Raw genomic sequence first — 12,946 nt, 5'->3', positions numbered from 1 at the left:
ACGGGCACCGGTCCTGCGGCCGTGGCGGCGCTGCTCCACAATGGGGCCGCCGATCCCTCCGGCGACAGGAGCAGCCGATGTACGACCTCGCCGCTTCGGGCGACACCTGGGGCATCCCCGGCCCGACCTTCCTCCGGTACTACCTCGTGGCCGCCGCCGCGGTGGTGGCCATCGCGGCGTACCACCGGATCCGCCTGCTGGCCGCTCCGGGGAACACCACACTCGATCCGCTCGGGCCCCAGCAGGTCGCGTACCTCAACGGTGGCCCCCAACTCGCCGTACACGCCGCACTCGGCGGGCTGCGCAGCAGCGGCGCGATCGGCGTACGCCCGGATCGCCGACTGACCGCGATCGGTACGACGCCGACCGGCCTCACCCCGCTGGACCAGGCCATCCACTCGGCCGCCCACCAGCGCGCCCGGGTCCGGGACCTGCCGCAGGACGAGCGGGTACGCACCGCGCTCGACCAGCTCCGTACCGGCCTGGAGCAGCGCGGGCTGCTGACCGACGAGACGCGGCGCAGGCAGGCCCGCTTCTGGACCCGACTCCTGATCGCCCTCCTGGGCCTCGGCACGCTCCGACTGGTCTCCGGCCTGCTCAGCGGCCACCCGGTGGGCTACCTCCTGCTCACCCTGATCGGGCTCCTGGGCGCCACGCTGCTGCTGGCCCGGGTGCCCCGGCACACCCGGGCCGGTCGGGCCACGCTGCGTGACGTACGCCGCCAGCACACCCACCTGGCGCCCGCCGCCGCACCGGCCTTCGCCACCTACGGCGCGGCCGGCGCGGCGATGGGCGTGGCCCTCTACGGCACCGCCACGCTCTGGGCACTCGACCCGGGCTTCGCCGAGCAGGCCGAGATCCAGCGCCAGGCCGCCGCCAGCAGCGGCTGGACGAGCGGCGGGGACGGATCCTCGGGCGGGGACAGCTCCGACGGGGGCAGCTCCTGCGGCGGAGGCAGCTCCTGCGGCGGCGGGGGTGGCTGCGGCGGCGGGGGATGCGGCGGATGACCGGGCCGTCCGGGGTCGGCATCGGCTGGCGTCCGGAGATCGCCGGCTTCGTGGCCGAGCTTCCCGGGCTGCGGTTCGTCGAGGTGGTGGCGGAGTCGGTGTCCGCGACCGGGCCGCTGCCGTCGGGTCTGGCGCAGCTGCGCGAGCGCGCGGTGACCGTCGTACCGCACGGTGTTCGGCTCTCCCTCGGCGGCGCGGAGCCGGTCGACCCGGCCCGGGTCGCCCACCTGGCCGCGGTGGCGCAGCGCGTCGACGCCCCGCTGGTCAGCGAGCACATCGCGTTCGTCCGGGCCGGCGGCGTGGAGGCCGGGCACCTGCTGCCGCTGCCGCGCAGCCGGGAGGCGGTGGACGCGGTCTGCGCCAACGTGGCCCGCGCCCAGGCCGAACTGCCGGTGCCCATCGCGCTGGAGCCGATCGCCGCGCTGGTCGACTGGCCCGACGACGAGCTGGACGAGGCGGACTTCCTCACCGAGATCCTGGAGCGGACCGGGGCGCTGCTGCTGTTGGACGTGGCCAACGTGCACGCCAACGCCCGCAACCGGGGCACCGACCCGCTCGCGCTGCTCGACCGGCTGCCGCTGGACCGGGTCGCGTACGCGCACGTGGCCGGCGGCGCCGAACACGGCGGTTTCTACCACGACACGCACACCGATCCGATACCGCCGGCGGTGCTGGAGCTGGTGTCCGCGCTCTGTGCCCGGCAGCGACCGCCGGCGCTGCTCCTGGAGCGCGACGGCGGCTATCCGCCAGCGGCCGAGCTCCGCGCCGAACTGGACGCCCTGGCCGCCGCCGCGGGCTTCCCGGCCGTGACATGACCGGCCCGCCACCGCCCGCCGACGCTGGTCAGGAACCGACCGGCCACCAGGTGGGGCTCGCCGAGCGGCAGGCCATGCTGGTCGCGGCGCTGGTCGCCGGGGGCCCACCACCGCCGGGGTTCGCACCGGCGCCGCTGGCCGCCACCCGGGCGGCGCTGCTGCGCAAGCGGGCCGGTGAGGTGGCCCGACACTGGCCGCTGCTCGCCGCCGGCCTCGGCACCGACTGGACGGCGACCTTCGCCGGCTGGGCGGGCGGTCGGCCTCCCAGCGGGTCGCTCCGCGACGGCTGGGACCTGGCCCGGGTACTGCGCGAGCGGGGCGCGCTTCCGCCAGCGGGTGCCGAGGAGTTGGCCGCCCGGGAGGCGAGCCTGCGCTACGACGGGCGGCAGGCGCCGCGTCCGCGCCGGCTGCCGGCGGTGGGCCGGGCCGGCGGCGCCGTCGCGGTACAGATCGCCGGCCGGGTACGTCTGCTGCGCCCCGCGCCGCGCCCACCGGCACCACAACGTGCCGTCGGTGGCGACGGCCCACCGGATACGGCAAGATCGGCAGCATGGATCTCGGACTGACCGATCGGGTGTACGTCCTCACCGGAGCCTCCCGAGGGCTGGGCTACGCCACGGCGCAGTGCCTGGTCGCCGACGGGGCCCGGGTGGTGCTCTCGGCCCGCGACGCGGACGCCGTCGCCAGCGCCGCGCAGCAGCTGGGCGGTCCGGAGCGGGCGATCGGGCTGACCGCCGACCTGGCCGACCCGGATACCCCCGAGCAGTTGGTCGCGGCGGCCCGGGAGCACTTCGGCCGGCTCGACGGCGCACTCATCTCGGTCGGCGGCCCGCCACCGGGCAACGCCGCGTCGGTCAGCGACGAGCAGTGGCGGCAGTCCTTCGAGACGGTCTTCCTGGGCACCGTTCGCGCCGTACGGACGGTCGCCGGCGCACTCACCGAGGGCGGCGCGATCGGGCTGGTGCTCTCCACGTCGGCCCGTGGCCCCGTGCCCGGCCTCGGCATCTCCAACGGCCTGCGACCGGGTCTGGTCGGCGTCGCCAAGGACGTGGCCGACGACTTCGGTCCGCGCGGGGTACGCGTGGTCGGTCTGCTGCCCGGCCGGATCATGACCGACCGCAACCGGGAACTCTTCGCCGCCAGCGGCGACCCGGAGCGGGCCCGCGTCGAGGCCGAGGCGGGCATCCCGCTGCGCCGCATCGGTGACCCGGCCGAGTTCGGACGGGTCGCCGCCTTCGTGCTCTCCCCCGCCGCGAGCTACCTGACCGGCCTCACCGTGCCGGTCGACGGCGGCGCGCTGCGCGGGCTGTGACAGCCGGCCATCCCCGACCGACCCGGGCGGAGCTGGCTGCCGCCACCGACCGAACCATCCCCGACGTGCTCGGGGAAGGGCTCGCGGTGCTCTTCGTCGGCATCAACCCGGGACTCTGGTCGGCCGCGACCGGTTGGCACTTCGCCCGGCCCGGCAACCGGTTCTGGCCGGCGCTGCACCTGGGCGGTTTCACCCCTCGGCTGCTGCATCCGAGCGAGCAGGACGAGTTGCCCGCCCTCGGTCTCGGCATCACCAACATGGCCGCCCGGGCCAGCGCCCGCGCCGACGAGCTGACCGCCGGGGAACTCCTCGACGGTGCCCGGCTCCTGACCAGTACGGTGGCCCGGCACCGGCCGCGCTGGGTGGCGGTGGTGGGGGTGACCGCGTACCGGATCGGGTTCGGTCGACCCAAGGCCACCTTTGGGCCGCAGCCCGAGCCGCTGGCCGGAGCCCGGCTGTGGGTGCTGCCCAACCCGAGTGGCCTGAACGCACACTTCACGGCGGTGACCCTGGGTGCCGCGTTCGCCGAGCTCCGGGTGGCGACCGGTCTGCCGGACCGTCGCCCGGCCTGACCACGCGAGCCGCCCCGCCCGTCCGGTCGACCCGACCTGCTCCGCGGGTCAGTTCGCCGCGGCCGGTGGCAGAGCCTCGTCGGCGACGTAGCTGCCCAGCGGGATGCCCACCGGCTCGGGGCCGGTCGCGTCCACGAACGGGGCGGGCGAGTCGGCGACCGCGAACTGGGTCCGGTACAGCTCGGCGTAGAGCCCGCCGACCGCGACCAACTCGTCGTGCCGCCCCCGCTCGACGATCCGACCGCCGTCCAGGACCAGGATCTGGTCGGCGTCCCGCACGGTGGAGAGCCGGTGCGCGATCACCAGCGCGGTACGCCCGGCCAGCGCCACGGACAACGCTCGCTGCACCGCCGCCTCGCTCTCCGAGTCGAGGTGTGCGGTCGCCTCGTCGAGGATCACGATCGACGGTGCCTTGAGCAGCAGCCGGGCGATGGCGATGCGCTGCTTCTCGCCACCGGAGAACCGGTAGCCGCGCTCCCCCACGGTGGTGTCCAGCCCGTCCGGCAGCGACCGGACCAGATCGGCGACCTGCGCGCCGGCCAGCGCGGCCCAGATCTCGTCGTCGGTGGCGTCCGGCTTGGCGTACCGAAGGTTCTCGGCGATCGTCTCGTGGAACAGGTGCGAATCCTGGGTGACCACGCCGATCTCGTCGCGCAGGGACGCGAGGGTGGCGTCGCGCACGTCGACCCCACCGACCAGCACCTGCCCGTCGGTGACGTCGTAGATGCGGGAGACCAGCATGGACAGCGTCGACTTGCCCGCACCGGACGGGCCGACCAGGGCGACCATCTGCCCCGGCTCGACGCTGAACGAGACCCCCTTGAGCACCGGCTCGTTGATGGTCCGGTCGAGCGTGGCGACCTCCTCCAGCGAGGCGAGGGAGATCTCGGCCGCGCTCGGGTAGCGGAACCGGACGTCGCGGAAGTCGACCCGACCGTTGCGTGGGGGCACCGGCACCGCGTCGGGCTTCTCCACGATCCCCGGCGCCAGGTCGAGCACCTCGAAGACCCGGTCGAAGGAGACCAGCGCGCTCATCACGTCGACCCGGACGTTGGAGAGCGCGGTGAGCGGGCCGTACAGGCGGGTCAGCAGCAGCGCGAGGGTCACCACGGTGCCGGCGCTGACGCCGCCGGTCACCGCGAGCCAGCCACCGAGGCCGTAGGTGAGCGCCTGGGCCAGCGACGCGACCAGCAGCATCGCCACGAAGAAGGTACGCGAGTACATGGCGGACTGGATGCCGATGTCGCGTACCCGTTCGGCCCGCCCGGCGAACCGGCGGGCCTCGATGTCGGGCTGGCCGAACAGCTTCACCAGCAGCGCGCCGGCCACCCCGAAGCGCTCGGTCATGGTCGCGCTCATCTTGGCGTCGAGGTTGTACGCCTCACGGGTGATGTCGGCCAGCCGGCGGCCGACCCGACGGGCCGGAATGATGAAGATCGGCAGCAGCACCAGCGAGAGCGCGGTGATCTGCCAGGACAGCGTGAACATCACCGCGGCGGTGAGCACCAGTTGGATGACGTTGCTGACCACCCCGGACAGGGTGGACGTGAACGCCCGCTGGGCCCCGAGCACGTCGTTGTTGAGCCGGCTGACCAGTGCACCGGTCTGGGTACGGGTGAAGAACTGCAACGGCATCCGCTGCACGTGGTCGTAGACCCGGGTGCGCAGGTCGAGGATGATGCCCTCGCCGATCCGGGCGGAGTACCACCGCTGGGCCAGCGAGAGCAGCGCGTCGGCGACCGCCAGGGCGGCGATGAACAGGGCCAGCCGGACCACGAGCCGACCGGCTTCGGTGCCGCCCCGGTTGATCGCGTTGATCACGTCACCGGCGAGCACCGGGGTGGCGACGCCGATGATGGCGGCCAGCACGACGGTGGCCAGGAAGACGATGATGTCGCGCCGGTAGGGCTGGGCGAACGCCACGATCCGCCGGGCGACCCCGCGCTGCAGCCGGTGGCCGGAGACCTCGTCGCGGTTGCGCATCGACCGGAGCATGCTCCACCCGGCCATGCCACCGCTCGACATGTGGTTGGACACCGCTGCACCTCCGGGTCGTCGGGTAGACCGCACCGTCAGGTCAATTCTCCCGACGACTCTGACAACCTTGGTCGTAACCCGGATCTTCCCGTGCGGTCCTTACTACTCTCCCCGACCGGCCAGATCACGCAGCCGGCGGGTCTGTGCCTCCCGCTCGGCGCGCTGCTGGTCGGCGTGTGACCGCCCGCCGGCAGCGGCGAGCAACGCCTTGATCTCCACCACGGCGTCCCGGTTTCCGGCCAGCAGACCGGCGGTCAGGTCGCGGACCGCGCCGTCCAGCTCCGCGGGCGGTACGACAAGAGTGGCCAGCCCGATCCGGTCCGCCTCGGCGGCATCCAACCGACGGCCGGTCGCGCAGATCTCCAGCGCCCGCGAATAGCCGACCAGCTCGACGAGGCGTTTCGTGCCGGCCAGGTCGGGGACCAGCCCGAGCGCCACCTCGGCCATCGACAGCTTCGCGTCGGCGGCCAGGACCCGCAGGTCACAGGCGAGCGCGAGTTGGAAACCAGCACCGATCGCGTGGCCCTGCACGGCCGCCACCGAGATGACGTCCGGCCGGTGCAGCCAGGTGAAGCCGGCCTGGAACTCGGCGATCTGGTCCGCGCACTCCTGCTCGGTCAGCGTGGCCAGCTCGGCGAAGGATCCCGGGCCGGAAGCGCCGGCGGCCGCGAGGTCGAGGCCGGCAGAGAACGCACGCCCCTCACCACGGACCACCACCACACGCACGTCGCCCGGCAGGTCGCGGGAGAAGTCGCTCATCGCGCGCCACATCGCAGGCGTCTGGGCATTGAGCACGTCGGGCCGGCACAACGTCACCGTGGCAACCGGCCCGTCGCAGGTCAGCCGAACCCCGGTCGCCTCGGCGGTCACCGGGCGGCCCGGGGCGCGGCGCTGGTCGACGACGCTGAGCGGTGGGTCACGCCTTCTTGCGGCGCCGGGCACCGCCGCGCTGACGCAGCTGCACCCCGGACTCGGTGAGCACTCGGTGGATGAATCCGTAGGAACGGCCGGTCGAGGCCGCCAGCGCCCGGATGCTCTCGCCCGAGGTGTACCGCTTTACCAGGTCCTTCGCGAGCGTCTGACGCTCGGCTCCGACGATCCGGCGACCCTTCTCAGTGCTGGTGGCTGTGCCAGTGGCTGCCATGCTGTGTCCTCACGTCCCAGACTGTGCGGTTCGGATACGGTCCCACCTATTAGACCGCCTCGAACGATCATGCGCCAGATATCAACTCTTCGCCAACCGACACGCTATGCAATGTCAGCTTCCCGATAGAGTGATCCTGACGACCGGCCCCGCCGCACCGTCCGATCGCGCCACGGCGACCGGGCGTGCCACCGCCCGGCGGCGGCACGCGTCGACCACCCGTACCCTGCGGGCGTGATCGACCTCCTCGGCACCGCGGCCGCAGCGGCCACAGTGTTCGCCGCCACCGACATCGACGACATCGTCATCCTGACCCTGTTCTTCGTCACCGCCCGCCGCACCGGCCGACCCCGGCCCTGGCAGATCGTGGCCGGCCAATACCTGGGCATCGGCGCGTTGGCGGCGGCCAGCGTGGTGGTCGCCACCGGCCTGCTGGTGGTGCCCGATCCGTGGACCGGCCTGCTCGGGCTGCTGCCGATCGCGCTCGGCGTCCGGGCCCTGGTACGCCACGACGACGACGAGGCTCCCGCCGTGGTGGCCTCGACGCTCGGCGTGGCCGGGGTGACGATCGCGAACGGCGCCGACAACGTGGCTGTCTACGTACCCGTGTTCCGGGCCCTCGGCCCGGGCGACAGCGCGATCTTCCTGCTGGTCTTCGTGCTGCTCATCGCGCTGTGGTGCGCCGCCGGGGCGTGGCTGGGCGGGCACCCCAGGGTGGTCCGGCTGGTTGAGCGCGCCGGCCACTGGCTGGTGCCGGCGATCTTCGTCGGTATCGGGGTGGTGATCCTGGTCAGCTCCGGGGTGCTCGGCCGACTGGTCGAGCTGCTCGGCTGAGGACCGCCCTCAGGCCAGCTCGACCAGCTCGAGCAGGTCGTCGCTCCAGGCGTCCTCGTCGCCGTCGGGCAGCAGGATGGCGCGGTCCGGCTTGAGCGCGAGCACCGCGCCCGGGTCGTGCGTGACCAGCACGATCGCGCCCGGGTAATTGGCGATGGCGTCGAGCACCTGCTCCCGGCTGACCGGGTCGAGGTTGTTCGTCGGCTCGTCCAGCAGCAGCACGTTGGCGCCGGAGCAGACCAGCGTCGACAGGGCCAGCCGGGTCTTCTCGCCACCGGAGAGCACCCCCGCCGGCTTGTTAACGTCGTCGCCGGAGAAGAGGAACGCGCCCAGGATCTTGCGCAGGTCGGTGTCGGACTGCTCGATGGCGGCGGCGCGCATGTTCTCCAGCACCGTCCGGGTCACGTCCAGGGTCTCGTGCTCCTGGGCGTAGTAGCCCAGCCGCAGCCCGTGCCCGGCGTGCACCTCACCGGTGTCCGGCGTCAACAGGCCGCCGAGCATCCGCAGCAGGGTCGTCTTGCCGGCGCCGTTGAGGCCGAGGATGGCCACCCGGGAACCCCGGTCGACGGCCACGTTGACGTCGGTGAAGATTTCCAACGAGCCGTACGACTTGGAGAGGCCGCTCGCGGTGAGCGGCGTCTTGCCGCACGGCGCGGGGCTGGGGAAGCGCACCTTGGCGACCTTGTCGGAGACCCGTACCTCCTCCAGGCCCGAGATCAGCTTCTCGGCACGGCGGGCCATGTTCTGCGCGGCGACGGTCTTGGTGGCCTTGGCCCGCATCTTGTCGGCCTGCGCCATCAGCGCGCCGGCCTTCTTCTCGGCGTTGGCCCGCTCCCGGCGGCGGCGCCGCTCGTCGGTCTCCCGCGCCTCCAGGTACGCCTTCCAACCCAGGTTGTAGACGTCGACCACGGAACGGGTCGCGTCCAGGAACCAGACCTTGTTGACCACCGACTCCAGCAGCGCCCCATCGTGGGAGATCACGATCAGGCCGCCCTTGTGGTTGGCGAGGAAGCTGCGCAGCCAGGTGATCGAGTCGGCGTCGAGGTGGTTGGTCGGCTCGTCCAGCAGCAGGATGCCGCCGCCGTTCTCGCCGGCGTCGCGGAACAGGATCCGGGCCAGCTCGATGCGTCGGCGCTGACCGCCGGAGAGGGTGCCGATGGTCTGGGCGAGGGCGCGGTCCGGCAGGCCGAGGTTGGCGCAGATCCGGGCGGCCTCGGCCTCGGCGGCGTAGCCACCCAGGGACGCGAACTGGTCCTCCAACGCGCCGTAGCGGCGAACCAGCTTCTCGTCGGCGTCCTCGGCCAGCTTGGCCTCGATCTCGGCCATCTGGGCCATCAGCACGTCCAGGCCGCGGGCGGAGAGCACCCGGTCGCGGCCGGTCACCTCCAGGTCGCCGGTACGCGGGTCCTGCGGCAGGTATCCGATGGCGCTGCGCTGGTCGATCTGCCCGGCGTACGGCTGCCCCTCACCGGCGAGCACCTTCAGCGTGGTGGTCTTGCCGGCGCCGTTGCGACCGACCAGGCCGATCCGGTCACCGGGCTGCACGCGCAGGGTGGTGTCGGACAGCAGGATCCGGGCGCCGGCACGAAGTTCCAGGCCGGTGGCAGTGATCATTTCGTCGGGGCTCGCTCTCGGGGTCTGAAGGCTGACTCGGGGCACGCGAAACGGCCGGCGGGCTCAGTGGCCCGACGGCGCGGGGCGGTTCAGCCTTCGCAGCGCAGCACCCAACCAGTGTACCGGGCGCCGCTGGGCAGCTTGCCCGGATTACCCATCAAGATCATCGGGTACCGGAAACGCTAACCGGACCCGGTCCGGCATTCAGGCGACGCAACGCACCAGACGACACAGTGACGGACATACGGCGATCGGGGTCAGCATGGAACTCAACGAGCGGGCCGAAATCGACACCTCGCAGGTCAACGACGTGGGCCGGGGTGGCGGATCCGGCGGTGGCATCGGCATCCCGATCCCCGGTGGCGGCGGCCGGGGCGGCATCATCGGCATCGTGGTGGCCGTACTCATCGCGTTGGCCGGCGGGGGCTTCGGCCTCAACGCCATGACCGACGGCGACGAGGGCGGTCAGACCGGCGGCACCGACCTGGAGCAGTTGTGCTCACGCGACAACCCCGAGCACCTCGACGACCTGCGCTGCCGCAACGCGCTCTACGTCAACAGCATCCAGGCCTTCTGGCAGCAGGCGTACCCGGAGCTGGGCAGCGGCAAATACGAGCCCACCGACACCAACTTCTTCCAGGCCGCGGTGAACACCGGCTGCGGGCAGGCCGATTCGGGTGTCGGCCCGTTCTACTGCCCGGCCGACAAGCACGTCTACATCGACCTGAGCTTCTACGACGAGTTGGCCACCCGGTTCGGCGCCAAGGGCGAGTTCGCCCAGCCGTACGTGCTCGCCCACGAGTACGGCCACCACATCCAGAACCTGCTCGGCACCAACGAGCGGGCCGGCCAGGGCGAGCAGAGTGGCCCCCGCTCGGCCTCGGTACGACTGGAACTGCAGGCCGACTGCTACGCGGGCTCCTGGGCCAAGCACGCGACCGAGAGCAAGGACAAGTCCGGGCAGGAACCGCTGTTCACGTCGATCACCCCGAGCGACATCAGCGACGCGGTGACGACCGCCGAGGCGATCGGCGACGACACCATCCAGAAGCGTTCCGGCGGGCAGATCAACCCCGACCAGTTCACCCACGGCACCTCCGAGCAGCGGCAGCGCTGGTTCAAGCAGGGCTACGACCGCGGCGACCCGAAGGGCTGCGACACCTTCGGCACCGACCAGCTCTGACCGCACGTTCCACGTCGTGGCAGGCCCCGTGCAGGGCCTGCCACGACCACGGTCAGCTCGACTTCGGGGCGAAGACATAAAAGCATCAGAAATCGTTTACAACAGCCACCTACGTTCACCGGGTCCTTTGGTCCTTTGGAACCCGCTGTGAAGAGGTACTGATGAAGACGACCACCAGGTGGACGCTCGCCGCAGGTGTGGCCCTGGCCGCGGTCCTCGGCGGTACCGCCACCGCCCAGGCCACCGGCCCGACGACCGCGCACACCGGCGCGGGCCACTCCCGGGACACCGCGCTCGCCACCGCCTTCGGCGCCGTGGACCGCAACACCTCCTGGCAGCAGACCGGCAAGCTGAAGCTGAACTTTCCCACCTTCCACACCGAGGGCATCGCCTTCGCGGGTGACCGGATCTTCCTCTCCTCGGTCGAGATCCTCGAACCGACCGTCAAGTACCCCACCCCGCAGAACGGGTACGACCGCAGCCCCGGCAAGGGCATCGGTCACCTGTTCGTCATGGACCGCCAGGGCAACCTCGAACGGGACATCGTCCTCGGCGAGGGCGACATGTACCACCCGGGCGGCATCGACTTCGACGGGACGAACGTCTGGGTGCCGGTCGCGCAGTACCGACCCAACAGCAGCACCATCGTCTACCGGATCGACGCCTCCAGCCTGCGGGTGCACAAGCAGTTCGAGGTCACCGACCACTTCGGCGGTGTGGTCCTCGACAAGACCACCGGCAACCTCGTCGGCAACACCTGGGGTTCGCGTCGCTTCGCCGAGTGGAACCTGCGCGGCAAGCAACTGCGCACCTGGGACAACGAGAACTTCTTCATCGACTACCAGGACTGCCAGTACGTCCCCAACGGCAAGATGATCTGCGGTGGCGTCACCAACCTGCCGCAGACCCCCACCGCCGGCGGCACCACGGCCACCTACGAGCTCGGCGGCCTGGCCCTCATCGACCTGCACAGCCACGACGTACTCCGTGAGGTGCCCTTCCAGCAGTGGTCCACCGCCGGGCACGTGGCCACCCGCAACCCGGTCAAGCTCGCCGCCGACGGCAACCGCCTGACGATGTGGGCCGCGCCGGACAACGGCGACGAGGGCAACGGCACCGAGATCCTGACCTACCAGGCGACGGTCGCTCCGTAGCCCGCCGGTGCCCGTGGGCAGCCCTCGGCCAGTCTCTCCCCGTGGACGGGGCGGCACGGCCGAGGGCTGCCGTGTCGTGTCGACCCGGTCAGCCGAGCCGCGACACCTGGTAGTGGAGGAACGACACCGGTCAGCGAGCCGGCGGACCCGGGTCGTTCGGATGGGGTGTCAACGGAGTGACGGTCTCGCGCCGCCAGGCACGCAACGGCATCGAGGCCAGGACCGTCTCCAGTTGGTCCGCGTCGTCGGCACGGAAGAGCCCCCAGGTACGCCACTCCCCCGGCGCGAGCGGCGGCCGCCACAGGCGCAGGAGGTTGCCCTGCGCCGTCAGCTGGGCCGAGCGCGCCGCCTCACGCGTGCGCATGTCGGCGACCTCGTCCTCCGACGTGCCCTCGGGCACCGTCGTCACCATGTCAACGAAGAACTCCACGTCCCCATACTCCGATCGTGGCTGCGCAAACGCCCTGTGAACTCGCATTTCGCGGCGCGGTCGCCGGTCCGCCACCGCCGACCGCCGCGGTCAGCCGGCGAGCTCGGGTGCTGGGTCGCGGAGTCGGATCCGTACCGCACGGGCCGCGCCAACCGAGGCGACCAGCACCGCGTGCCGAGGCTCCGGCACCTCGAGCAACCGCTCGGCACGAAGGGGCACCAGCGGCGCCAACCGCCGGTCGGCCAGCACCGTGTCCACCGCCCGCCGGTCACCGCCACAGACCACCGCCGCCAGCTTCGCGGCCTCCGGCAACAGCAGCCGTACGGCCAACTCCGCCGCGTCACCGAGCGCGGCCTTGGCCTGGTTGTCACGCCGACGGGCGAACCGCTGCTGGGACCATCCACCCGCAGCGGTGCGCCCCTGCACGTACCGGGTGTCCACCTTGGAGACGACCAGTTCGGCGCCCTCGGCCACACCGACCGCCACCGCGCCCTTGCGGGCCAGCAACAGGCCGATCCGGCGGGGTGTGCCAGCGGCGGCCACGAACCCGGTCAGGTCGACGGTGGCCGGCGACCCGGGTGGGGCGTACAGCTCGGCGGTGGCCCCGTCCGGGGCGGCGAGCAGCAGTCCGTACTCCCGCGCGGTGGTGGTGGGCGGGCCGTGCCGGTCGGCGAAGCCCTCGACCCAGCGCCCAAGCCGTGTCGGATCGACCTCCACCCACCGACCACCCCCGGCAGCAGGTCGACTCGACATACCCCCAAACCTACGACACCACCCCCCCCCCCCCCCCCCCCCCCCCCCCCCCCCCCCCCCCCCCCCCCCCCCCCCCCCCCCCCCCCCCCCC

General features: G+C 72.4%; 14 protein-coding genes. 8 read left to right on the top strand and 6 right to left on the bottom strand.

Annotation, left to right across the window (positions count from 1 at the left end; all coding sequences use genetic code 11):
* Positions 1-77: 77 nt before the first annotated feature.
* Genes ACFQGL_RS31120 through mug form a run of 5 tightly spaced genes read left to right on the top strand, consistent with a single transcriptional unit; the run spans position 78 to position 3,706 of the window.
* Positions 78-1,007 (top strand): TIGR04222 domain-containing membrane protein, encoded by a 930-nt coding sequence (locus ACFQGL_RS31120; RefSeq protein WP_377516226.1) that lies wholly within the window; start codon positions 78-80, stop codon positions 1,005-1,007.
* Positions 1,004-1,822: an MbnB/TglH/ChrH family RiPP precursor modification enzyme gene (locus ACFQGL_RS31115; protein WP_377516225.1), complete on the top strand. Its 819-nt coding sequence runs from the start codon at positions 1,004-1,006 to the stop codon at positions 1,820-1,822. The genes ACFQGL_RS31120 and ACFQGL_RS31115 overlap by 4 nt, the downstream gene beginning before the upstream one ends.
* Positions 1,819-2,388 (top strand): SCO6045 C-terminal-like domain-containing protein, encoded by a 570-nt coding sequence (locus ACFQGL_RS31110; protein ID WP_377516224.1) that lies wholly within the window; start codon positions 1,819-1,821, stop codon positions 2,386-2,388. Before ACFQGL_RS31115 ends, ACFQGL_RS31110 begins: the two co-directional genes overlap by 4 nt.
* On the top strand, positions 2,373-3,134 hold the full coding sequence (locus ACFQGL_RS31105; protein ID WP_377516223.1) for an SDR family oxidoreductase: 762 nt from the start codon (positions 2,373-2,375) through the stop codon (positions 3,132-3,134). Before ACFQGL_RS31110 ends, ACFQGL_RS31105 begins: the two co-directional genes overlap by 16 nt.
* A complete protein-coding gene (gene mug, locus ACFQGL_RS31100) occupies positions 3,131-3,706 on the top strand; it encodes a G/U mismatch-specific DNA glycosylase (protein WP_377516222.1) in 576 nt (191 codons plus the stop codon). Before ACFQGL_RS31105 ends, mug begins: the two co-directional genes overlap by 4 nt.
* A gap of 48 nt (positions 3,707-3,754) precedes the next feature.
* Here mug and ACFQGL_RS31095 read toward each other — a convergent pair whose 3' ends face one another.
* The 3 genes from ACFQGL_RS31095 to ACFQGL_RS31085 form a co-directional block, all read right to left on the bottom strand.
* Complete coding sequence (locus tag ACFQGL_RS31095; RefSeq protein ID WP_377516241.1) at positions 3,755-5,731, bottom strand: ABC transporter ATP-binding protein; 1,977 nt, start codon at positions 5,729-5,731, stop codon at positions 3,755-3,757.
* 114 nt (positions 5,732-5,845) lie between these two features.
* Positions 5,846-6,613, bottom strand: a complete 768-nt coding sequence (locus ACFQGL_RS31090) for an enoyl-CoA hydratase/isomerase family protein (RefSeq protein ID WP_377516221.1) — start codon at positions 6,611-6,613, stop codon at positions 5,846-5,848.
* A 46-nt stretch (positions 6,614-6,659) separates the two neighbouring features.
* Complete coding sequence (locus ACFQGL_RS31085) at positions 6,660-6,887, bottom strand: helix-turn-helix domain-containing protein (protein WP_007462679.1); 228 nt, start codon at positions 6,885-6,887, stop codon at positions 6,660-6,662.
* 234 nt (positions 6,888-7,121) lie between these two features.
* On the opposite strand from ACFQGL_RS31085, the gene ACFQGL_RS31080 reads away from it, so the two are divergent.
* The gene (locus ACFQGL_RS31080; RefSeq protein WP_377516220.1) at positions 7,122-7,721 is read left to right on the top strand and encodes a cadmium resistance transporter; all 600 of its coding nucleotides are present in this window, start codon (positions 7,122-7,124) and stop codon (positions 7,719-7,721) included.
* 9 nt (positions 7,722-7,730) lie between these two features.
* Here ACFQGL_RS31080 and ACFQGL_RS31075 read toward each other — a convergent pair whose 3' ends face one another.
* Positions 7,731-9,335 carry an ABC-F family ATP-binding cassette domain-containing protein gene (locus ACFQGL_RS31075; protein WP_377516219.1) on the bottom strand — a complete coding sequence of 535 codons (1,605 nt, stop codon included), beginning with the start codon at positions 9,333-9,335 and terminating at the stop codon, positions 7,731-7,733.
* Between the two features lie 262 nt (positions 9,336-9,597).
* Here ACFQGL_RS31075 and ypfJ point away from each other — a divergent pair, with 262 nt between their 5' ends.
* Both ypfJ and ACFQGL_RS31065 read left to right on the top strand, forming a co-directional pair.
* Positions 9,598-10,518 (top strand): KPN_02809 family neutral zinc metallopeptidase, encoded by a 921-nt coding sequence (ypfJ, locus tag ACFQGL_RS31070; protein ID WP_377516217.1) that lies wholly within the window; start codon positions 9,598-9,600, stop codon positions 10,516-10,518.
* A gap of 161 nt (positions 10,519-10,679) precedes the next feature.
* Positions 10,680-11,672, top strand: coding sequence for a DUF6454 family protein (locus ACFQGL_RS31065; protein WP_377516216.1), 993 nt, complete (start codon positions 10,680-10,682; stop codon positions 11,670-11,672).
* 130 nt (positions 11,673-11,802) lie between these two features.
* Here ACFQGL_RS31065 and ACFQGL_RS31060 read toward each other — a convergent pair whose 3' ends face one another.
* Together ACFQGL_RS31060 and ACFQGL_RS31055 are read right to left on the bottom strand one after the other, a co-directional pair.
* Entirely contained in the window at positions 11,803-12,102 is a 300-nt protein-coding gene (locus ACFQGL_RS31060) for a muconolactone Delta-isomerase family protein (RefSeq protein ID WP_377516215.1), read from the bottom strand.
* Positions 12,103-12,192: 90 nt separating this feature from the next.
* Positions 12,193-12,855, bottom strand: coding sequence for an acVLRF1 family peptidyl-tRNA hydrolase (locus tag ACFQGL_RS31055; protein ID WP_377516214.1), 663 nt, complete (start codon positions 12,853-12,855; stop codon positions 12,193-12,195).
* Between the last annotated feature and the right edge of the window lie 91 nt (positions 12,856-12,946).

Source organism: Micromonospora vulcania (assembly GCF_042658605.1).
Classification (GTDB): domain Bacteria; phylum Actinomycetota; class Actinomycetes; order Mycobacteriales; family Micromonosporaceae; genus Micromonospora; species Micromonospora vulcania.
The sequence above is the reverse complement of the archived record's forward strand: the minus strand, read 5'-3'. Positions and strand labels throughout refer to the sequence as shown.

Excerpts from the sequence above, each read along its gene's own strand:
- ACFQGL_RS31105 (WP_377516223.1), top strand. The coding sequence starts at position 2,373 with ATGGATCTCGGACTGACCGATCGGGTGTACGTCCTCACCGGAGCCTCC.
- ACFQGL_RS31115 (WP_377516225.1), top strand. The coding sequence starts at position 1,004 with ATGACCGGGCCGTCCGGGGTCGGCATCGGCTGGCGTCCGGAGATCGCC.
- ACFQGL_RS31085 (WP_007462679.1), bottom strand. The coding sequence starts at position 6,887 with ATGGCAGCCACTGGCACAGCCACCAGCACTGAGAAGGGTCGCCGGATC.
- ACFQGL_RS31110 (WP_377516224.1), top strand. The coding sequence starts at position 1,819 with ATGACCGGCCCGCCACCGCCCGCCGACGCTGGTCAGGAACCGACCGGC.
- ACFQGL_RS31065 (WP_377516216.1), top strand. The coding sequence starts at position 10,680 with ATGAAGACGACCACCAGGTGGACGCTCGCCGCAGGTGTGGCCCTGGCC.
- ACFQGL_RS31095 (WP_377516241.1), bottom strand. The coding sequence starts at position 5,731 with ATGTCGAGCGGTGGCATGGCCGGGTGGAGCATGCTCCGGTCGATGCGC.
- ypfJ (WP_377516217.1), top strand. The coding sequence starts at position 9,598 with ATGGAACTCAACGAGCGGGCCGAAATCGACACCTCGCAGGTCAACGAC.
- ACFQGL_RS31120 (WP_377516226.1), top strand. The coding sequence starts at position 78 with ATGTACGACCTCGCCGCTTCGGGCGACACCTGGGGCATCCCCGGCCCG.
- ACFQGL_RS31055 (WP_377516214.1), bottom strand. The coding sequence starts at position 12,855 with ATGTCGAGTCGACCTGCTGCCGGGGGTGGTCGGTGGGTGGAGGTCGAT.
- ACFQGL_RS31075 (WP_377516219.1), bottom strand. The coding sequence starts at position 9,335 with ATGATCACTGCCACCGGCCTGGAACTTCGTGCCGGCGCCCGGATCCTG.